Consider the following 23955-nt stretch of genomic DNA (forward strand, 5'->3'; position numbering starts at 1 on the left):
TTCCGGAGGTACCCGCATGTCCCGTCGCGATGGTGACGCCCTTCCGCTGACCGCAGCCCAACGCGAGATCTGGCTCGCGGAGCAGAGCGCCCGCACGCCCCTGACGGGCTACCGTGTCGGCGAGTGCCTGGAGATCCACGGCCCGGTGGACCGGGAGCTGTTCGAGACGGCGCTGCGCCAGGTGGTCGACGAGATCGACGCCCTGCACGTGACGTTCACCGACGACGGGGACGGCCCGCGCCAGATTCTCCGGGAGAACTGGGACTGGGCCCCGGCCCACCTGGATCTCAGCGCCGAGCCCAACCCCCGGGCCGAGGCCGTTCGCTGGATGGAGCGGGACCTGCTGCGCCCGCTGGACCTCGCCCGCGACCCGCTGTTCGGCCACGCGCTGATCAAGGCGTCACCCACGGAGTACCTCTGGTACCTGAACTACCACCACCTGGTACTCGACGCGATCAGCAGCTCCATGCTGCGCCAACGGGTCGGTGAGGTGTACTCGGCCCTGGCCGAAGGCGCCGCCGTGCCCCCCTGCCCGTTCGGCCCGCTGCGGGACCTGGTCGACAGCGACACCGCCTACCGTGCCTCCACCGACTTCACCGCCGACCGCGCCTACTGGACCGAGCGGTTCGCCGACGTTCCAGCCCCGACCCGGCTCACCGACGCCTCCGCGACCGACCCGCACCGCCCCCTCCGGCTCGCCGAGGAACGGGAACTGCGCCGCCCGGAGGCCCTGCGGGCGGCGGCGGACCGGTCCGGGGTCCGCTGGTCCCGGCTGCTGGTCGCCGCGACGGCCCTCTACGCCCACCGGCTGACCGGCGACCAGGACATCGTGCTGGCCCTGCCCGTCACCGCCCGCCGGGGCGCCGACCGAGACCTGACGGCGGTGCCGGGCACGACCTCCAACGTGGTGCCGCTGCGGCTGACCGTGCGGCCGGACATGCCCTGGCGCGAACTCGTCACCCAGGTGGCACGGGAGGTCGAGGCTGCGGTCGCGCACGAGCGGTACCGCAGCGAGGACCTGCTGCGGGACCTCGGCGTCCCCGGCGGCATCGGGACGGCGTTCCCGCTGATCGTCAACATCATGGCCTTCAACTCCCGGCCGAGCTTCGCCGGGCACCCCGCCTCCGCGCACCACTTCGTCTCCGGGGCGACCACCGACCTCGCCGTCTGGGTCTTCGACTACCGCGACGGCAACCCGCCGCTGCTCAGGCTGCACGGCTCCCCCCAGGCGTACGGCCCCGGCGACCTCGCCGACCACCAGCGGCGGCTGCTCGCGCTGCTGGACACCCTCGCGGACTGGGACGAGGACGAGCCGGTGGGCCGGGTCCCCCTGCTCACCGACGAGGAACACCGTGAGTCGGCGGCGCTCGGCACCGGCCCGGTCGCCCAAGCCCCGGCCGCGAGCCTGCCGGAGCTGTTCGGGGAGCACGTCCGGGCGACCCCGGACCTTGCCGCCCTGGTGTGCGGCGACGTGTCCCTGACGTACGCGGAACTGGACGCGCGGGCCAACCGGCTGGCGCACGCCCTGATCGCGCGGGGCGCGGGCCCGGAGCGGCTGGTGGCGGTGGCCCTGCCACGCTCGGCCGAGTTGGTGGTGGCGGTCCTCGCGGTGCTGAAGACCGGGGCGGCGTTCGTCCCGGTCGACCCCGAGTACCCCGCCGCCCGGACGGCCCTTCTGCTCGACGACGCCCGGCCGGCCCTGCTCGTCACGGACTCCCGCGGCGCAGAACGGCTACCGCGTTCCGGCTCCTTCGACCGGCTGCTCCTCGACGACCCGGAGACGGCCGCCTCGGTGGCCGCCCGGCCTGCGGACGACCCGGGGGTGGCCATCGCCCCGGACCTCCCCGCGTACGTCATCCACACTTCCGGCTCCACCGGGCGGCCCAAGGGAGTGCTGCCCACCCACGGCGGCCTGCTCGACCTGCTCACCGACCTCCAACAGCAGCACCTCGCGCCGGCGCTGAGGACGCGCCGGCGGCTGCGGGTGGCGCTGACCACGTCGGTCTCCTTCGACGCCTCCTGGAACCAGTTGCTCGCCCTGTTCGGGGGCCACGAGCTGCACGTCCTTGATCAGGCGACCTGGTCCGACCCCGCCGCCCTCGTCCGTTACGCGGCGCGCCGCGGACTGGACTACCTCGAAGCCACCCCCTCCTACTTGCAGGAGCTGGTCGCGCACGGGCTGCTGAGCGACCCGCAGTGGCGCCCGGCACTGGTCGCCGCGGGCGGCGAGGCCGTCCCGCAGACGCTGTGGGACCGGCTGCGGTCGGCCGAGGGCGTGACCTGCCTCAACCTCTACGGACCGTCCGAGTGCACCGTCAACTCGGTCGTCGCACCGATGGAGTCGAGCCCGCACCCGGTGATCGGCAGGCCGGTGACCAACACCCGGCTGTACGTGCTCGACGGCGCTCTGCGGCCGCTGCCGACCGGTGCGCCGGGCGAGCTGTACATCGCCGGCGCGGGGCTGGCGCGCGGCTACCTGAACCGGCCGGGGCTGACCGCGGGACGGTTCGTCGCGAACCCGTTCGGGCCGAGCGGGTCGCGGATGTACCGCACCGGGGACCTGGTGCGCTGGGACGCGGCCGGGACCCTGGAGTTCCTCGGCCGCACCGACGACCAGGTCAAGGTCCGCGGCTTCCGGGTCGAACCAGGCGAGATCGAGGCCGTGCTCGCCGAGCACCCGCAGGTCGCCCGGGCCGCCGTGACGGCGCACACCGAGCCGGGAGGGGAGCCACGGCTCGTCGCCTACGCGGTGCCCGAACCCGGCGCCACCCTGACCGGCGCCGTCCTCCGCGACCACCTGCGCGAGCGACTGCCCCGGCCCATGGTGCCGGCCGCGTACATGCTGCTGGACGCGCTGCCCCTGACCCCCAACGGCAAGCTCGACCGGCGCGCCCTCCCCGCGCCGGCGCCGGAAGGACCCACCGCGCCGGGCCGGGCCCCGCGCACCGCGACCGAGCACCTGCTCGTCGGGCTGTTCGCCGAGGTGCTCGCCGTGCCCGACGCCGGACCGGACGACAACTTCTTCGACCTCGGCGGGCACTCCCTGCTCGCCACCCGGCTGGTCGCCCGGATCCGCTCGGTCCTCGGCGTGGAGCTGCGGCTGGGAGACCTGTTCGACGCGCCGACCGCGGCGGAACTGGCGGCGGCCGTGGACCGCGCGGACCGGGCCCGTCCGGCGCTCGCGCCACGGGAGCGGCCCGACGTCGTCCCGCTGTCCTACGCGCAGCGCCGGTTGTGGTTCCTGCACCGCATGGAGGGTCCGAGCGCCACCTACAACATTCCGCTGGCGGTACGGCTGTCGGGGGACCTGGACCAGCGGGCCCTGGAGGCCGCCCTGGCCGACGTGGTCGAGCGGCACGAGAGCCTGCGCACCGTCTTCCCCGCGATCGACGGCGTGCCGTGCCAGAGGGTGCTGGACCCGGAAAAGGCCAGGCCCCGGCTGCGGACGACCGAGACCGGCGAACACGAGCTGCCCGAGCGTCTCGCGCGAGCGGCCCGGCACGGCTTCGACCTCGCCGCGGAGCCACCGGTTCGCGCCGAACTCTTCCGGCTGACGGCCGAGGAGCACGTACTGCTGCTGGTCGTGCACCACATCGCCGGTGACGGCTGGTCGACGGGCCCGCTGTCGCGGGACCTCACGGCCGCCTACGCCGCCCGGGCCGAGGGCGCGAAACCCACGTGGTCGCCGCTGCCGGTCCAGTACGCCGACTACACCCTCTGGCAACGGGAGCTGCTCGGCGACGGCAAGGACCCGGACAGCCTCCTGAACCGTCAGCTCGCCTACTGGCGCCGTCGGCTGGCGGACCTCCCCGATCAGGTGGAGCTGCCGTTCGACCGGCCCCGGCCTGCCGCGATGTCCTACCGGGGCGACCGGCTGCCGGTGCGGATCGACGCCGAACTGCACCAGGGCCTGCGGACGCTCGCCCGCAGCGGCGGCGCCAGCCTCTTCATGGTGCTCCAGGCCGGACTGGCCGCCCTGCTGGGCAAGCTGGGCGCGGGCACCGACGTCCCGATCGGCACACCCGTCGCCGGACGCACCGACGAGGCCGCCGACGACCTGGTCGGCTTCTTCGTCAACACCCTGGTCCTGCGCACCGACCTCTCCGGGGACCCGTCGTTCACCGAACTGCTGGGCAGGGTGCGCACCGACGCGCTCGCCGCGTACGCGCACCAGGACGTGCCGTTCGAGCACCTGGTGGAGGCGCTGAACCCGGCCCGGTCGCTGGCGCACCATCCGCTGTTCCAGACCATGCTCGCCTTGCAGAACGCGCCGCTCGGCGCCTTCGACCTGCCCCGGCTGCGGGTGACGACCGACCTGGCGCCCACCGGGACGGCCAAGTGCGACCTGACCTTCGTCCTCGCCGAACAGCCCGACGAGGACGGCCTGTCGGGCGTCGTGGAGTACAGCACCGACCTGTTCGACGAACCCACCGTGACCGGCATCGTCGAGCGGTGGCTGCGGCTGCTGCGCGCCGCCGTGGCCGACCCGGCCCGCAGGCTCGGCCAGGTGGACATCTTGTCCGAGGAGGAACTGCGCGCGCTGCGCCCGGCGCCCGCCGACCGGCGCGAGGAGCCGTCGGCGGACCACCTGACCGCGCTCTTCGAGCGGCGGGTCCGCACCAACCCGGCCGCCGTCGCCGTCACCGACGGCGACGTCTCCCTGACCTACGCCGAGCTGAACGCCCGCGCGAACCGGCTCGCGCACGCCCTGATCGCCCGGGGAGTACGCCCGGAGCGGCGGGTGGCGCTGGTGCTGCCGCGCTCCGCGGAGCAGGTCGTGGCGATGCTCGCCGTGCTCAAGGCAGGGGGCGCCTACCTCCCGGTGGACCCGTCGTACCCCGCCGCACGCATCAGCCACCTCCTCCAGGACGCCCGGCCCGCGCTCCTGGTGACCACGAGCCGGACCGGCGACCTGCCCGGCGCGGACCACGTGGGCCGGCTGCTGCTGGACGCCACAGACCTCGACGGCCTGCCGGACACGGACCCGGTGGTCCCCCTCGACCCGCGGCACGCGGCCTACGTCATCTACACCTCCGGCTCCACCGGCGCCCCCAAGGGCGTGGTGGTCCCGCACCGGAACGTGGTGCGGCTGTTCGAGGCGACCAGGGCACTGTTCGGCTTCCACGCCCAGGACGTCTGGACGCTCTTCCACTCCTACTCCTTCGACTTCTCGGTGTGGGAGCTGTGGGGGCCGCTGCTGCACGGCGGCCGTCTGGTGGTCGTGGACCACGAGACCAGCCGCTCGCCCGACCGCTTCCTCGCCCTCCTCGCCCGTGAGCGGGTGACCGTGCTCAACCAGACGCCGTCCGCGTTCTACCAGCTCATGCAGGCCGACGCGGACGCTCCGGAGACCAGCCGCCGCCTCGCGCTGCGCACGGTCGTGTTCGGCGGCGAAGCGCTGGAGCACACCAGGTTGGCGAGCTGGTACGCGCGGCACCCGGACGACGCGCCGCGGCTGGTCAACATGTACGGCATCACCGAGACCACGGTGCACGTCACCCACGCGGCACTCGGCCGGACCGGCGCCGCCGGCCACATCGGCACGGCCCTCGCGGACCTGCGGACGTACGTGCTCGACGCTCACCTGCGCCCGGTCGCCCCGGGCGTGCCCGGCGAGCTGTACGTCGCGGGCGCCGGCCTGGCGCGCGGCTACCTCGACCAGCCCGGCCTGACCGCCGGGCGGTTCGTGGCCGACCCGTTCGGCACGCCGGGATCGCGGATGTACCGCAGCGGCGACGTCGTCCGCCGTGCGGCCGACGGCAGCCTGCGCTACGTCGGCCGCGCCGACCAGCAGGTGAAGGTACGCGGCTTCCGGATCGAGCCGGGTGAGATCGAGGCGGCGCTGGCCGCGCACCCCGGCGTCGCCCAAGTCGCCGTCCTCGCCCGGCAGGACCGGGCCGACGACACCCGGCTGGTCGCCTATCTGGTGCCCGCGGCCGGGGCCGGCCCCCGGCCGGACGCGCTGCGCACGCACCTGGCAGCACGCCTGCCGCAGTACATGGTGCCATCGGCGTTCGTCGTGCTGGACGCGCTGCCGCTGACGGCCAACGGCAAGCTGGACCACCGGGCCCTGCCCGCACCGGAGATCGCCCCGGCGGTCCAGGCCCGCGCCCCGCGCACCGCGCAGGAGAGGATCCTGTGCGAGCTGTTCGCCGAGGTCCTGGGCGTCGCGTCGGCCGGTGTCGACGACGGCTTCTTCGACCTGGGCGGGCATTCGCTGCTGGCCACCCGTCTCGCCGCCCGGATCCGCGCCACGCTCGGGGTGGAGATGCCGCTGCGAGCCCTGTTCGAGGCGCCGACCCCGGCCGGTCTGGCCGCCGCCCTGGTGGCGGCCGGACCGGCACAGCCCGCCCTGGCCCGGCGCGAGCGTCCCGAGGCGATCCCGCTCTCCTTCGCCCAGCGACGCCTGTGGTTCCTGCACCAGTTGGAGGACGCCGGCGCCAACTACCACATTTCTTTGGCCTGGCGCCTGTCCGGGGAGCTGGACCGGCGGGCCCTGGAGGCGGCCGTGGCGGACGTGGTGGCCCGGCACGAAAGCCTGCGCACCGTCTTCCCGGCGGTGGACGGTGTCCCCCGCCAGCGGGTGCTGGACATCGCGGCGACCCGCCCACGGCTGCTCGTGAGCCGGGTGACCGAGGCGGAGCTGGCGGACGTCATGGCGCAGGCCCAGGCCCGGCCGTTCGACCTGGCCGTCGACACACCGCTGCGCGCCGAGCTGTTCGAGCTGGCCGCGGACGAGCACGTCTTCCAGGTGGTCCTCCACCACATCGCGGGCGACGGCTGGTCGCTGGGCCCGCTCGCGCACGGACTGACCACCGCCTACGCGGCGCGGCGCCGCGGCGAGGCACCGCAGTGGGCCGAGCTCCCGGTCCAGTACGTCGACCACACGCTGTGGCAGTACGAGCTGCTCGGCGACGCCGCCGACGAGGACAGCCCGTTCGCCCGCCAGACGGCCTACTGGACGCGGCAGTTGGCGGACCTGCCCGAACAGCTCGCGCTGCCCGCCGACCGGCCCCGCCCGGCCCTCGCCTCGCACCAGGGCGGGTCCGTCCGAGCCGAACTGGACGCCGACCTGCACCGCGGGCTGCGCGAACTCGCCCGAACCCATGGCACCAGTCTGTTCATGGTGCTCCAGGCCGGGCTGGCGGTCCTGCTGAGCAAGCTCGGCGCGGGCGACGACATCCCGGTCGGCAGCCCCGTCGCGGGCCGGACGGACCAGGCCCAGGACGAGCTGGTCGGCTACTTCGTCAACACCCTGGTCTTCCGCACGGACACCTCGGGTGACCCGACGTTCGCCGAACTGCTGGGCCGGGTCCGGGAGACCGCACTGGCCGGGTACGCCCACCAGGACCTGCCCTTCGAGTACCTGGTCGAGGTCCTCAACCCGGCCCGGTCGCTGGCGCACCACCCGCTGTTCCAGGTCATGCTGGTGCTGCAGAACGCCCCTCGCGCCGACTTCGCGCCGCCCGGCCTGCGCGTCGCCGACATGCCGCCCGCCTCGACCACCGCCAAGCTCGACCTGCTCTTCACCCTGGCCGAGCGGCACGCCGAGGACGGCTCCCCGGCGGGGATCGACGCCTCCGTCGAGTACGCCTGCGACCTGTACGACCCGGCCACCGTCCGGACGATGTGCGAGCGCTGGGTCCGGCTGCTACGTGCCGTGGTCGCCGACCCGCGGTCCCGGCTCAGCCGGTTCGGCCTGCTCGGCGCCGAGGAGCGCGCCCGGCTGACGGCGCTGGGCGTCGGCCCGGCGGCCCGGCCGTTCACCGAGAGCCTGCCCGAACTGTTCCGGGCCCAGGTCCGCGCGACCCCGGACGCCCTCGCCGTGGTGGGACCGGACGCCTCGCTGACGTACGCGGAGCTGGACGCGCGGGCGAATCGGCTGGCGCACGCGCTCCGCGCGCGGGGCGCGGGCCCGGAGCGGCTGGTGGCGGTGGCCCTGCCCCGGTCGGCCGAGCTGGTGGTGGCCGTCCTCGCGGTGCAGAAGACCGGCGCCGCGTACCTCCCGGTCGACCCGGGGTACCCGGCCGCGCGGATCGCGTACATGCTCGACGACGCCCGGCCGGTCCTGGGGGTGACCGACACCCGCACCCGCGGTCGGCTGCCGCAGGCCGGCCCCGCCGGGTGGCTGGTGACCGACGAACCGGGAACGGCCGCGGCGGTGGCCGCGTGCCCGTCGACCGATCCGGGCGTCACCGTCCATCGCGACCACCCGGTCTACGTGGTCTACACCTCGGGTTCCACCGGGCAGCCCAAGGGAGTGGTGGTGACGCACGGCGGCCTGGCCAACCTGTTCGCCGCCCAGCGCCCGCTGGTCTTCGGGACGGGTGAGCGCATGCGGATCGGGCTGACGACGTCCGTGTCGTTCGACGCCTCCTGCGACCAGCTGTTCGCCCTCTACGCCGGCCACGAGCTGCACGTGCTGGACGAGGCGACCTGGACCGATCCGGACGCCTACCTCGCGTACGCCTCGCGGGCCGGGCTCCACACCGTCGGCGGTACCCCTTCCTACCTGCAAGTCCTCGTGGACCATGGCCTGCTGGACCAGCCGCGGTGGCGGCCCTCCTTCGTCGGCCTGGGCGGGGAGGCCGTACCTGATCGGCTCTGGCAGCGGTTGCGGGCGGCCGAGGGCGTGTCCTCCCTCAACTACTACGGGCCGGCCGAGTGCACGGTGGACTCGCTGTGCGCGCCGCTCGGGCCGCACTCCCACCCGGTGATCGGCCGACCGCTCGACGGCGTACGGCTGCACCTGCTCGACACCGCTCTGCAGCCGGTGCCCGCCGGCGTGCCCGGTGAGCTGTACCTCGCGGGCGCGGGCCTGGCACGCGGCTACCTCGACCGGCCCGGGCTGACCGCGGCGCGGTTCGTGGCGGACCCCTCCGGCCCGGCCGGCACGAGGATGTACCGCACCGGCGACCTGGCGCGCTGGGGCGCGGACGGGAACCTGGAGTTCCTGGGCCGCACCGACGACCAGGTCAAGGTCCGGGGGTTCCGGATCGAGCTGGGCGAGATCGAGGCGGCCCTGGCGGCACACCCGCAGGTCGCCCAGGCCGCCGTGATCGTCCGGCAGGACCGGGCGGAGGATCCCCGGCTGGTCGCCTACCCGGTGCCCGCCGCAGGGGCCGCGCTCCGGGCGGAGGAACTGCGGGCGCACCTGCGCGAGCGGCTGCCCGACTACATGGTGCCCGCCGTGTTCGTCCCCCTCGACGCCCTGCCGGTCAACGCCAGCGGCAAGCTGGACCGGCGCGCGCTCCCCGAGCCGGACACCGACGCGACCCGGTCCGGCGGGGCCCCGCGCACGCCCCGGGAACAGGTGCTTGCGAGGCTGTTCGCCGAGGTGCTGGGCGTGTCGGAGGTCGGCGTCGACGACGACTTCTTCGACCTGGGCGGGCACTCCCTGCTGGCCACCCGGCTGGCGGCCCGGGTCCGTGCGGCTCTCGGTGTGGAACTCGCCCTGCGCACCCTGTTCCAGAGCCCGACGGTGGCCGGGCTGGCCGCCGCGCTGGGTGATGCGGACCGGGCCCGGCTCGCCCTGCGGCGGGCCGAGCGGCCCGAGCTGGTGCCGCTGTCGTCCGCGCAGCGAAGGCTCTGGTTCCTGCGACAGATGGAAGACGCGGACTCCGTCTACAACATGCCCCTGGCGTGGCGGCTCACGGGGCCGCTGGACGTGTCCGCCCTGGAGACGGCGCTGGGCGACGTCGTCGACCGGCACGAAACCCTGCGCACGGTCTTCCCGGCCGTCGACGGCGTGCCCCACCAGCGGGTGCTGCCGCCCGCGGAGGCGCGCCCGGCACTGGCGGTCGTTGCGGCCGGCGAGACGGACCTGCCGGACCTGCTGGCGCGGGCCGCGACCAGGGGGTTCGACCTCGCGGCCGAACCGCCGCTGCGCGCCGAGGTGTTCCGGGTCGCGGCGGACGACCACGTGCTGCTCCTGGTGATCCACCACATCGCGGGCGACGGCTGGTCGCTGGGCCCGCTCGCCGCCGACCTGGCCACCGCGTACGCGGCACGCCGCGCGGGCGAGGAGCCGCGGTGGGCACCGCTGCCCGTGCAGTACGCCGACTACACCCTGTGGCAGCGCGAGCTGCTCGGCGACCCGGCCGACCCGGACAGCCTGTTCGCCCGCCAGCGGGCCTATTGGACGCAGCGGCTGGCAGGCCTGCCGGAGCAGATCCGGCTCCCCGCCGACCGCCCCCGCCCCGCGACCCCCTCCTGGTCCGGGGGCCGGCTCCCGATCACCTTGGATGCCGACCTGCACGCCGGCCTGGTCCGCCTGGGCCGGGGGCACGGCGCCAGCGTGTACATGGTCCTCCAGGCCGCGCTGGCGGCCCTGCTGGACAAACTCGGCGCCGGGCAGGACATCCCGGTCGGCGGCCTGATCGCCGGGCGGACCGACCAAGCGCTGGACGACCTGGTCGGGTTCTTCGTCAACACCCAGGTCCTGCGCACCGACACCAGCGGTGACCCGACCTTCGCCGAGCTGCTCGGCCGGGTCCGGGAGGGCGCGCTGAGCGCCTACGCGCACCAGGACCTGCCCTTCGAGCACGTCGTCGAGGCGTGCAATCCGTCCCGGTCCCTCGCCCGCCAGCCGCTGTTCCAGGTGCTGCTCGCGCTGCAGAACGTGCCCGGCACCGAGTTCGCCCTGAGCGGTCTCACCGCCGAGATCTTCCCGGTGCGGACGCCGACGGCCATGTTCGACCTCGGCTTCCACCTGCTGGAGCGCGGCGGCACCGGCGGACCGGCCGAAGGCATCGTCGGGCGGGTCGAGTACAGCACCGACCTCTTCGACGCCACCACGGTCGAGGCACTGGTCGCGCGGTGGCTGCGTCTGCTGGCTTCGGTGGCCGCCGACCCGGACCGGCCGCTGAGCCGGATCGACGTCCTCACCGCCGAGGAACGGCACGACCTGCTGGTCGCGCGCAACGACACCGCGCGCCCGGTACCCGCCGCCACCTTGGCCGCTCTGTTCGAGGCACAGGTCCGGGCGGTTCCCGAGGCGCCCGCGGTGGTGTTCGAGGACACGGTGCTGACCTACCGGGAGCTGAACCGCAGGGCCAACCGCCTGGCGCACGCGCTGATCGCGCGCGGGGCCGGCCCCGAGCAGGTCGTGGCCCTGCGTCTGCCGCGCTCCGCCGAGCTGGTCGTCGCCGTCCTCGCCGTGCTCAAGACGGGCGCGGCGTACCTTCCGGTCGACCCCGACTACCCGGCCGCCCGGATCGCCTACATGCTGGATGACGCCCGGCCGGTCGTGGTGCTCGACGACCTCGGGGCCGTCGTACCGGACGGGTCCTGGCCGGAGCACGATCCGGCCGTCGCCGCGGATCCGCGCCATCCCGCGTACGTGATCTACACCTCAGGCTCCACCGGCAGGCCCAAGGCGGTCGTGATGCCCGCCGCCGGCCTGCTGAACCTGCTGGCCTGGCACCACGAATCCGTCGGCGGCGCACCCGGCGCGCGCACCGCGCAGTTCACCGCCCTCAGCTTCGACGTCTCGGTGCAGGAGACACTCTCCGCGCTGCTGTACGGCAAGACGCTGGTGGTGCCGACCGAGGAGCAGCGCCGCAGCGCCGAGCTCTTCGCCCGCTGGCTGGACCGCCACGAGGTCGAGGAGCTGTTCGCGCCCAACCTGGTGATCGAGGCGCTGGCCGAGGCCGCCGAGGAGGCCGGTCTCGCGCTGCCGAGGCTGCGGCTGATCGCGCAGGCCGGCGAGGCGATGCGGCTCGGTGGTGTCGTACGCCGCTTCGCGGCCCGGCGGCCGGGCCGGGAACTGCACAACCACTACGGCCCCGCCGAGACCCATGTGATCACCGCCTACCCGCTCCCGGCCGACTGCCCGCTGCCCGTGCCGATCGGCCGACCGATCGCCAACTGCCGGGCGTACGTGCTGGACGCGGCACTGCGACCGGTCGCCCCCGGCGTGCTGGGTGAGCTGTACCTCGCCGGCGCGGGTCTGGCCCGCGGCTACCTGAACCGGCCCGGGCTCACCGCCACGCGCTTCGTCGCCGACCCCCACGGTCCGGGCGGCAGCCTGATGTACCGCACCGGCGACCTGGTCCGCTGGCGGGCCGACCGCGAGCTGGAGTTCGCGGGCCGAGCGGACCACCAGGTGAAGATCCGCGGGTTCCGGGTCGAGCCCGGTGAGATCGAGGCCGAACTCGCCGCGCACCCGTCGGTCGCACAGGTCGCGGTGCTCGCCCGGGAGGACCGGCTCGTCGCCTATGTCGTCCCGCCGGCCACGACCGTGGCGAGCCCCGCGGAGCTGGTGGCACACCTGCGCGACCGGGTCCCGGACTACCTGGTGCCGTCCGCGTTCGTGCTGCTGGACGCGCTGCCGTTGACGCCGAACGGGAAGCTGGACCGGGCGGCGCTGCCCGCGCCCGCGCCGGACACGGCCGTTGGCGGCCGGGCGCCGCGCACACCGCAGGAGCAGATCCTGTGCGAGCTGTTCGCCGAGGTGCTGGGCGTGCCGCGGGTCGGTGTCGACGACGGCTTCTTCGAGCTGGGCGGGCACTCCCTGCTCGCCACCCGGCTGGTTTCCCGGGTCCGCGCGACCCTCGGAGTCGAACTGGAGCTGCGCTCCCTTTTCCGGCACCCGACCCCCGCCGGACTGGCCGCCGGGCTGCACGACACGGGCACCGCACGCAAGGCCCTGATGCCCCGGCCCCGTCCCGAGGCCATGCCGCTGTCCTTCGGCCAGCGCCGCCTGTGGTTCCTCCAGCAGTTCGGGGCCCCGAGCGCCACGTACCACATGCCCCTCGCCCTGCGGCTCTCCGGGGACCTCGACCGGGCGGCGCTGAGCGCCGCGCTGGCCGACGTGGTGGCCCGGCACGAGACCCTGCGCACGGTCTTCCCGCACACCGCCGGGATCCCGCACCAGCGGGTCGTGGACACCGCGGAGGTCCCCGTCCCGCTCACCGTGCGCGCGGCCGGCGAGGCGGAGATGCCCGCCCTGCTGCGCGCCGCCGCGGTGCGGGCATTCGACCTGACCAGGGAAGTGCCGCTGCGCGCCGAACTGTTCGCCCTCGCCCCCGACGAACACGTGCTGCTGCTGGTCATGCACCACATCGTCGGCGACGGATGGTCCATGGGCCCGCTCGCCCGCGACCTGGCCACCGCCTACACCAGCCGGCGCGGCGGCGGGGCGCCCGCCTGGCCCCCGCTGCCGGTGACGTACGGCGACTACACCCTGTGGCAGCACGACGTCCTCGGCGACGAGCACGACGAGGACAGCCTCTTCGCCCACCAGGTCGCCTACTGGAAGGACGCGCTGGCCGGGCTGCCCGAGCAGGTGCCGCTGCCCGCCGACCGGCCGCGCCCGGCCACCATGTCGTACGGCGGCGACCTGCTGGAAATGCGGATCGACGCAGAACTGCACGCGTCCCTGCTGGAGTTGGCGCGTCGCTCGGGCGCGACCCTGTTCATGGTGTTGCAGGCCGCGTTGGCGGCGTTGTACACGCGGTTGGGGGCCGGGACGGACATTCCGATCGGCAGCCCGATCGCGGGGCGGACCGATGAGGCGTTGGACGATCTGGTCGGGTTCTTCGTCAACACGCTGGTGCTGCGCACCGACACGAGCGGTGATCCGAGTTTCACCGAGCTGCTGGGCCGGGTGCGGGAGACGGCGCTGTCGGCGTACGCGCACCAGGACGTGCCCTTCGAGCATCTGGTGGAGGTGCTGAACCCGTCCCGGTCCCTCTCCCACCACCCGCTGTTCCAGACTGGCCTGGTCGTGCAGAACGCACCGGGGGGTGACTTCGACCTGCCGGGGCTCAGGGTCACCGGCATCCCCGTGCTCACCGGGACCGCACGGCTCGACCTGACCTTCGGGTTCGCGGAGGAGCACGGGCCGGACGGCGCGCCGGCCGGGCTCAGCGGCGCGATCGAGTACAGCACGGACCTGTTCGACCGCACGACGGTCGAGGCCCTGGCCGCCCGCTGGTCCAGGCTGCTGGCCGCGGTCGTCGCCGGGCCGGACCTGCCGATCGGCGGGATCGACCTGCTGTCCGCCGAGGAGCGCCGTGAGCTGCTGCCCGCCGCCGGGAGCGAGGCGGCCGGGCAGAGCCTGCCGGCGCTGTTCGCGGCCCAGGCGGCACTGACGCCCGACGCGGTCGCGCTGGTGAGCGGGGACACCGAGCTGACGTACCGGCAGCTCGACGCCCGGGCGAACCGGTTCGCGCACGCGCTCAGGGCGCGGGGCGTGGCCCCGGAACACGTTGTGGCGGTGGCGTTGCCGCGGTCGGTGGAGTCGGTGGTGGCGGTGCTGGGCACGCTGAAGGCCGGGGCCGCTTACCTGCCCGTGGACCCGGCGTACCCGGCGGCCCGGATCGCGTTCATGCTGGACGACGCGCGTCCGACGGTGGTCGTCGACGACCCGGCCCTGGTGGCCGGCGCGCCGGACCTGCCGGACACCGACCCGGGTGTCGCGGTGGACGCCCGGCACCCGGCCTATGTGATCTACACCTCGGGTTCGACGGGGCGCCCCAAGGGCGTGGTGGTGAGCCACGCCGGTGTGTCGGCGCTGGTGGCGGCGCAGGCCGACCGGCTCGGTGTGGCACCGGGCAGCCGGGTGCTGCAGTTCGCCTCGCCCAGCTTCGACGCGTCCTTCTGGGACCTGTGCGCTGCCGTCCTCACCGGCGCCGCTCTCGTCCTGGCCCCCTCCGCCAGCCCGTTGGAGGCCCTGACGGACCCACGGCTCGGTGTCACGCATGTGACCCTTCCGCCGTCGGCCCTGGCCGCGGTGGACGGCGCCGACCTCACGGCCACCACCCTGGTCGTCGCGGGTGAGGCGTGCGCGCCGGAGCTGGTGGCCCGCTGGGCGCCGGGCAGGCGGATGATCAACGCCTACGGCCCGACCGAGACCACCGTCTGCGTGACCATGAGCGACCCGCTGTCCCCGGGGGCCGGCGCACCGCCGATCGGCCGGCCCGTCGCGGGCTTTCGGGTGTACGTCCTCGACGAGCGGCTGCGCGTCGTGCCGCCCGGTGTCGCGGGGGAGCTGTACGTCGCCGGCGCCGGCCTGGCGCGCGGGTACCTGAACCGGCCGGGTCTGACGGCCGGTCGGTTCGTCGCCTGCCCGTTCGGTCCGCCGGGTGCGCGGATGTACCGCACCGGAGACCTGGTGCGCCGGCGTGCCGACGGAGCGCTGGAGTACGTCGGCCGCGCCGACGACCAGGTGAAGGTGCGCGGCTTCCGGATCGAGCCCGGCGAGACCGAGGCGGCGCTGGCCGAGCATCCGGACGTCGCCCAGGCCGCCGTGCTCGCCCGGGACGACCGGCTCGTCGGCTACGTCGCGGCCCGCCCCGGCGTCACCGTCCGCCCCGCGGAGCTGGTGGCACACCTGCGCGACCGGCTCCCCGACTACCTGGTGCCGTCCGCGTTCGTGCTGCTGGACGCGCTGCCGTTGACGCCGAACGGGAAGCTGGACCGGGCGGCGCTGCCCGCGCCCGCGCCGGACACGGCCGTTGGCGGCCGGGCGCCGCGCACACCGCAGGAGCAGATCCTGTGCGAGCTGTTCGCCGAGGTGCTGGGCGTGCCGCGGGTCGGTGTCGACGAGGACTTCTTCGAGCTGGGCGGACACTCCCTGCTCGCCACCCGGCTGGCCGCACGGGTGCGTTCGGTGCTCGGCGTGGAGGTCGGACTGCGCGCCCTCTTCCAGTCACCCACCGTGGCCGGACTCGCCCAGGCGCTGACCGAGGCCGACCGCACCCGCCCGGCACTGACCCGGCGCGAACGGCCGGAGGTGGTGCCGCTGTCCTTCGCCCAGCGACGCCTGTGGTTCCTGCACCGCATGGACGACGCCGCCGCGACCTACCACATCCCGCTCGCGCTCCGGCTGACGGGGACGCTCGACCGGACCGCGCTGGACGCGGCGCTGGCCGACGTGGTGGCCCGGCACGAGAGCCTGCGGACGGTCTTCCCGGAGGTCGACGGCGTACCCCGCCAGCTCGTCCTCGCCCCGGCCACGGCCCGGCCCCGGACGCGGCTGGTCCGGGTGCCGGAGGCGGACCTCCCCGAGCGGCTGGCCGAGTTCGCCCGACTGCCGTTCGACCTGGAGAACGAGGCGCCCCTGCGGACGCAGCTGTTCGCGCTCGCACCGGACACGCACGTCCTGCTACTGGTGATGCACCACATCGCCGGTGACGGCTGGTCGACCGGCCCCCTGGCCCGCGACCTGGCCGAGGCGTACACCGCCCGGTGCGAGGGACGCGCGCCGCACTGGCGTGCCCTGCCGGTGCAGTACGCGGACTACACGCTGTGGCAACGGGACCTGCTCGGCGACGCCGCCGACCACCGAAGCCGGTTCGCCGAACAGCTCGACCACTGGAAACACCAGCTCGCCGACCTGCCGGAGCTGCTCCGGCTGCCCACCGACCGGCCCCGGCCGGCCGTGGCCGGATGGCACGGGGACCATGTTCCTCTGGAGCTGAGCCCCGAACTGCACGCGTCCCTGCTGGAGTTGGCGCGTCGCTCGGGCGCGAGCCTGTTCATGGTGTTGCAGGCCGCGCTGGCGGCGTTGTACACGCGGTTGGGGGCCGGGACGGACATTCCGATCGGCAGCCCGATCGCGGGGCGGACCGACGAGGCGTTGGACGATCTGGTCGGGTTCTTCGTCAACACGCTGGTGCTGCGCACCGACACGAGCGGTGATCCGAGTTTCACCGAGCTGCTGGGCCGGGTGCGGGAGACGGCGCTGTCGGCGTACGCGCACCAGGACGTGCCCTTCGAGCATCTGGTGGAGGTGCTGAACCCGTCCCGGTCCCTCTCCCACCACCCGCTGTTCCAGACCATCCTGGCCGTGCAGAACGCTCCCATGGGCCGTTTCTCCCTGCCGGGCCTGGACGTCACCACCTACGCGGTGGACACCAGGACCGCGAAGTTCGACATCGGCGTGAGCCTCGTCGAGCGGTCCGCACCGGACGGCGGCCCGGCGGGGATCGTCGGCGCGATCGAGTACAGCACCGACCTGTTCGACCGCGCCACGGTCACGGCCCTCGCCGCACGCTGGACGCGCCTGATGGAAGCCGTCACCGCCGACCCGGACCGGCCGATCGGCGCGATCGAGCTGCTCGGCGCCGACGAGCGGCACCGTCTGCTGGAGGGGAGCAACGAGACCGCCCGGGAGGTGGCGGCCGTCCCGGTGCCGCAGGCGTTCGCGGCGCAGGTGGCGGCGACCCCCGACGCGGTGGCCCTGGTGTGCGGCGACACCGAGCTGACGTACCGGCAGCTCGACGCCCGCGCGAACCGGTTCGCGCACGCGCTGATCGCCCGGGGCGTCGGGCCGGAGCAGACGGTGGCCGTGGCCCTGCCACGCTCGGTGGAGGCCGTGGTGGCCGTCCTCGGCGTGCTGAAGGCCGGGGCCGCGTACCTGCCGGTGGACCCGGCGTACCCGCGGGCGCGGATCGCGTACATGCTGGACGACGCCCGGCCGTCCCTGGTGGTCGACGACCCGGCGCTGGTGACCGAGGTGTCCGCGTGGCCCGAGACCGACCCCGCGGTCGCACTCGACGCCCGGCACCCGGCCTACGTGATCTACACCTCGGGGTCGACCGGCCATCCCAAGGGTGTCGTCGTCGGCCACGACGGCATCGCGAGCCTGGTCGCCGCGCAGATCGAGCGCTTCGCGATCGAACCCACCAGCCGGGTGCTGCAGTTCGCCTCGCCCAGCTTCGACGCCTCGGTGTCGGAGATCTGCACCGCGCTGCTGTGCGGCGCCGCCCTGGTCCTGCCGCCGACGGGGGACCCGGTCGCCGCGCTGGCCGACCGCGCCCTGGCGATCACCCACGCGACCGTGCCCCCGTCCGTCCTCGCCGCCGTCCCGGAGGACTCGGTGCGGCTGTCGACACTGGTGGTGGCCGGTGAGGCGTGCCCGCCGGAGCTGGTGGACCGCTGGGCTTCCGGACGCCGGATGGTCAACGCCTACGGCCCGACCGAGACCACCGTGTGCGCGACCATGAGCGACCCGCTGGCACCCGGCACGGGCGTGCCTCCGATCGGCCGTCCGATCGCCAACGCCCGGGTGTACGTGCTGGACGAGCGGCTGCGGCCGGTGCCGCAGGGCGTGACGGGGGAGCTGTACGCCGCGGGCGCCGGCCTGGCGCGGGGGTACCTGAACCGGCCGGGTCTGACGGCCGGTCGGTTCGTCGCCTGCCCGTTCGGTCCGCCGGGTGCGCGGATGTACCGCACCGGAGACCTGGTGCGCCGGCGTGCCGACGGAGCGCTGGAGTACGTCGGCCGCGCCGACGACCAGGTGAAGGTGCGCGGCTTCCGGATCGAGCCCGGCGAGATCGAGGCGGCGCTGGCCGAGCATCCGGACGTCGCCCGGGCCGCCGTCCTCGCCCAGGGCGACCGGCTCGTCGGCTACGTCGTCCCGCAGCAGCACGAGGACCGGGACAGCGTCCTGGAGACGGACCACGTGAGCGAGTGGCGGGACATCTACGACGCCCTGCCCATCACCCCGGACGAGGCCGGCTTCGGCCAGAACTTCGTCGGCTGGAACAGCAGCTACGACACGAGCCCGATCCCGGTCGAGCAGATGCGGGAATGGCGTGACGCCACCGTGGCCCGCATCCTGGCCCTGCGCCCCCGCCGGGTGCTGGAGATCGGCGTCGGGACCGGACTGCTGCTCTCGGGGATCGCACCGCACTGCGAGACCTACTGGGCGACGGACTTCTCCGCCACGGCGATCGACGCGCTGACCGCCCAGATCGCCCGCCGGGACGACCTGGCCGGGCGGACCGTGCTCCAGACCCGCCCGGCGCACGACACCGAAGGCCTGCCGGCCGGCCACTTCGACACCGTCGTGATCAACTCGGTGGTGCAGTACTTCCCGTCCGCCGACTACCTCGCGGACGTGATCGGGAAGCTGATGGAGCTGCTCGCGCCCGGCGGCACGCTCTTCGTCGGCGACGTGCGCAACCTGCGGCTGCTGCGCCCGCTGGCCACCGCGGTCCAACTGCACCGCACCGGCGCCGACGGCGACCTCGCGGCGGTGCGCCGGGCGGTGGAGCAGGCCGTCAGGGTCGAGAAGGAACTCCTGGTCGACCCGGACTTCTTCACCGTCCTGGGCGCACGCGGCACGGACATCGGCGCGGTGAGCGTCGAGGTCAAGCGCGGCCGCCACCACAACGAACTGACCCGCTACCGCTACGACGTGACGCTGTACAAGCCGCCGGTCGCCCCGGCCGCCCCCCGCCGGACGGCCGAGCTGGAGTGGGGACGGCAGATCACGGGCACGGACGAGCTGCGCGAACTGCTCGCCCGGCCGCACGCGGACCTGCTGCGGATCACCGGGGTGCCGAACCGCCGCGTGGCGCGCGAGACCGCGCTGGCCCGGGCCCTGCAGGACGGTGACGGCTCGCTCGCCGAGCTGCTGGAACGGCTGCACGGCCCGGAGGACGGCGCACTGCCCGACCCGGAGGACTTCGTGGCCCTCGGGCAGGAGTTCGGCCGCTGGGTGGGCGTCACCTGGTCGGCCGGGCAGGACGACGCCGTGGACGTCGTCCTCGCCGACCCGCGGGTGTGTCACGGTGCCCCCGTCGAGCCCTACCGGCCGGCCGTCACCGCCTCCAGGTCCCTGTCGTCGCTGACCAACCGCCCGACCGGCAGCCGCGGCACCGGCGCCCTCATCGGCGAACTCCGGGAATGGCTGCGCGGACGACTGCCCGACTACCTGGTCCCGTCGGCGTTCGTGGCGCTCCAGGCACTGCCGCTGACCGGCAGTGGCAAGCTCGACCGCCGCGCGCTGCCCGCGCCCGACCTGGGGACGGCCGGGACCGCGCGGGCGCCGCGCACCCCCCAGGAACAGCTCCTCGCCGAACTGTTCGCCGAACTTCTGGGCCTGGCCCGGGTCGGCGTCGAGGACAGCTTCTTCGACCTGGGCGGGCACTCACTGCTGGCCACCCGCCTGGCCGCCCGAGTCCGCGCGACCCTCGGCGCCGAACTTGACGTCCGTACGCTCTTCGAGACGCCGACCGTGGCCGGACTTGCGGCCCGCCTCGACGGCTCCGGCACGGCGCGGCCCGCGCTGACCGCCCGGCCGCGCCCCGACCGCGTGGAACTGTCCTTCGCCCAGCGCCGCCTGTGGTTCCTGCACCGGATGGACGGGCCGAGCGCCACCTACAACATGCCGCTCGCGCTGAGCCTGACCGGCGCGCTCGACCGCCCGGCCCTGCACGCCGCGCTCGCGGACGTGATCACCCGGCACGAGAGCCTGCGGACGGTCTTCCGCGAGACGGACGGCGTGCCGTACCAGGTCGTCCTGGACGCCGAGCAGGCGTACCCGGAGCTGCCGGTGATCCCGCTCGACGAGGACCGGCTGGCCGAGCGGCTGGCCGCGACGGCACGGCGGGGCTTCGACCTGGCGGCACAACCGCCGGTCAGGGCCGAACTGTACGCGCTCGCGCCCGACCGGCACGTCCTGCTGGTCGTGGTGCACCACATCGCCGCGGACGGCTGGTCGATGGGACCGCTCTCCGCCGACCTCGCGGCCGCCTACACGGCGCGCTGCCGAGGTGAGGAGCCGCACTGGTCCCCGCTGCCGGTGCAGTACGCCGACTACACCTGCTGGCAGCGCGAACTGCTCGGCGACACCGCCGACCCGGACAGCCTGTTCTCCCGGCAACTGGCCTACTGGAAGGACGAGCTGGCGGGCATCCCGCAGCAGGTGCCGCTGCCCGCCGACCGGCCCCGCCCCCCGGTCGCCACCCAACGGGGCGACCGGGTCACGGTCGCGCTGGACCCGGACCTGCACCAGGCGCTGCGCGACCTGGCGGCCGCGCGCGGCGCCAGCATGTTCATGGTGCTCCAGGCCGGTCTCGCCGCGCTGCTCACCCGCCTCGGCGCCGGCACCGACATCCCGATCGGCAGTCCCATCGCCGGCCGCACCGACGAGGCGCTGGACGACCTGGTCGGCTTCTTCGTCAACACGCTGGTACTGCGTACCGACACGAGCGGCGACCCCGGCTTCGCCGAACTGCTCGATCGGGTGCGGCACAAGGCGCTCGCCGCCTACGACCACCAGGACGTGCCCTTCGAGTACCTGGTCGAGGTGGTCAACCCGGCCCGGTCGCTGTCCCACCACCCGCTGTTCCAGGTCATGCTGGCCCTGCAGAACGCGCCGGTGGGCGAGTTCGCGCTGCCGGGTCTGTCCACCGGCCATCTGGAGGCGCCGACCGGCACCTCGCGCGTCGACCTGACGTTCAGCCTCGCCGAGCGGTTCCGCGCGGACGGCGGACCCGACGGCCTGGTCGGCGCGGTGGAGTTCGCCACCGACCTGTTCGAACCGGCCACCGTGGAGCTGCTGTTCGCCCGCTGGGCCCGGCTGCTGCGCGCGGCGGTCGCCGACCCCGACCGGCCGATCGGCCGCATCGACGTCCTGTCGGACGAGGAACGCGACCGGCTGCTGTCCGCGTCCACCGGCGTCCCGGCCAAGCTGCCCGGGGCCGCGCTGCCGGAGCTGTTCGCCCACCAGGTCCGCGCCACCCCCGACGCGGTGGCCGTCGTGGCGGGCCCCGGCGAGCTGACGTACCGGGAACTCGACAAGCGGTCCAACCGTCTCGCGCGGGCACTGATCCGCCAGGGGGTATGCCCGGAGACACCGGTCGCGGTGCTGCTGGACCGCTCCGCGGACCTGGTCGTGGCCCTCCTGGCGATCACCAAGGCAGGCGGCGCCTACGTGCCCCTCGACTCGCGCTACCCGCAGACCCGGATCGAGCTGATCCTCAAGGAAGCCGGGGCCGCGCTGGTGCTCACCGAGGACGCGCTGACCGTGCTGCTGGACGGTGAACCCGACGCGTCCGACCTTGAAGTGCGCTGCGACCAGCGGCAGTTGGCGTACGTGATGTACACCTCCGGCTCGACCGGCCGGCCCAAGGGGGTGGCCGTCACCCACCGCGACGTGGTGGGCCTCGCGCTGAGCCCCGAATGGCACCGGGGCGGACACGAGCGGGTGCTCATGCACTCCCCGACCGCCTTCGACCTCTCGACCTACGAACTGTGGGTGCCCCTGCTGAGCGGCGGTACGGTCGTGGTCGCCCCGCCCGAGCGGCTCGACCTGGACCTGCTGCAGCACACGATCAGCACGCACGGGGTGACCGGACTGTGGCTGACGGCGGGCCTGTTCCGCCTGGTCGCCGAGGAGCGGCCGGACCTGCTCGCCGGAGTCCGGGAGGTGTGGACCGGCGGCGACGTGGTCTCCCCGGCCGCCGTCGCCCGGGTGCTCCGGGCCTGCCCCGGCATCGAGGTGGTCGACGGCTACGGGCCCACAGAGGCGACCACGCTGGCCACCTGCCACCCGGTGCGCGACCTCCCCGAGCACGCCGCGACCGTGCCGATCGGCCGGCCCATGGCGAACACGCGCGCCTACGTGCTCGACGCGCACCTGCGCCCGGCGCCCGTGGGCCTGGTCGGCGAGCTGTACCTCGCGGGCACCGGCGTGGCCCGCGGCTACCTCGGCCGGCCCGGCCTGACGGCGGAGCGCTTCACCGCCGACCCGTACGGGCCGCCCGGGAGCCGGATGTACCGCACCGGCGACCTGGCGTGGTGGGCGGCCGACGGCACCCTGGAGTTCGCCGGACGGACCGACCACCAGGTCAAGCTCCGGGGACTGCGCATCGAGCCAGGCGAGATCGAGGCCATCCTCGCGAGCTCCCCGGAGGTCGCCCAGGCGGCCGTCGTCGCCCGCGAGGACCGGCCCGGTGACAAGCGGCTCGTCGCCTACCTGGTGGCCGCCCCCGAGGGAGCGCCCGAGCCGGCCGAACTGTCCGCGCGCCTGCGCCGCGAACTGCCCGACTACATGGTGCCCTCGGCCTTCGTCGTCCTGGACACACTGCCGTTGACCGCCAACGGCAAGCTCGACCGGGCCGCCCTGCCCGCCCCCGAGTACGGGGCGACCGGCGCCGGACGCGGCCCGAGGACACCGCGGGAGCAACTCCTGTGCGACCTCTTCGCCGAGGTCCTCGGCCGGGAACAGGTGCGCATCGACGACAACTTCTTCGATCTCGGCGGACACTCGCTGCTCGCCGCCCGCCTGGCCTCCCGCGTCCGCGAGACCCTCGGTCTGGAACTGGGCCTGCGCATGCTGTTCGAGGCGCCGACCGTGGCCGGGCTCAGCGAGCGCCTGGTCATGGACGACCCCGAGGACGCACTGGACGTCGTCCTGCCGCTGCGGCCGACCGGGACCGGCACACCGCTGTTCTGCGTCCATCCCGGCGGCGGCATCAGCTGGTCGTACAGCGGGCTGCTCAACCACATCGGCCCCCAGCACCCGGTCTACGCCATCCAGGCGCGCGGCCTCGGCCGCCCCGAACCCCTGCCCGCCTCCTTCGAGGAGATGGCGGCCGACTACGCCGACCAGATCCGCAAGATCCAGCCCCAGGGCCCCTACCTGCTGCTCGGCTGGTCCGCCGGCGGGCTGATCGCCCACGCCCTCGCCTGCGAGCTGCAGTCGCGCGGCGAGCGGACCGCGCTGCTGGCCGTCCTGGACGCCTACCCGGTGAAGGACGTCCGGTTCGAGGAGACGCCCGTGCCCACCGAGCGGGACGTGCTCGTCGGCGTGCTCGACGTCGACCCCGACGAGCTGGGCGACCGGGAACTGACCTACGCCGAGGTCGCCGAGGTCCTGAACCGACGGGGCAGCGCGCTGCAGGGACTGACGGAGCGGCAGATCGAAGTCATCGTCCACATCATGATCAACAACGCGAAACTGGCGGTCGACTTCGTCCCCTCCGTGTTCGACGGCGACCTGCTGCTGTTCAACTCGACCATCGACCGCGACGGGAACGACACCGGCCCCGCGACCTGGCGTCCCTACCTCACGGGCCGGATCACGTCCCACGAGATCACCACCCGGCACAACAAGATGACCGAAGCCGGCTCACTGGCCCAGATCGGACCGATCCTGGCCGCCCGCCTGGCCGAGGCCACCGGTGACACCACCCCCTACCAGGAGGACTGACC

The 23955-nt window shown here is 74.4% G+C and carries 1 protein-coding gene; it reads left to right on the forward strand.

The genetic code is table 11. The features are described 5' to 3' along the window. Positions 1 to 16 precede the first annotated feature (16 nt). On the forward strand, positions 17 to 23953 hold the full coding sequence (locus ACSP97_RS32775) for a non-ribosomal peptide synthase/polyketide synthase (protein ID WP_440555637.1): 23937 nt from the start codon (positions 17 to 19) through the stop codon (positions 23951 to 23953). Positions 23954 to 23955 lie beyond the last annotated feature (2 nt).

The sequence above is a fragment of the Streptomyces sp. SCPE 10 genome, assembly GCF_051980735.1.
Lineage (GTDB): Bacteria > Actinomycetota > Actinomycetes > Streptomycetales > Streptomycetaceae > Streptomyces > Streptomyces misionensis.

Coding starts and splice junctions, on each gene's coding strand:
- ACSP97_RS32775 (WP_440555637.1), top strand. CDS start 17: ATGTCCCGTCGCGATGGTGACGCCCTTCCGCTGACCGCAGCCCAACGC.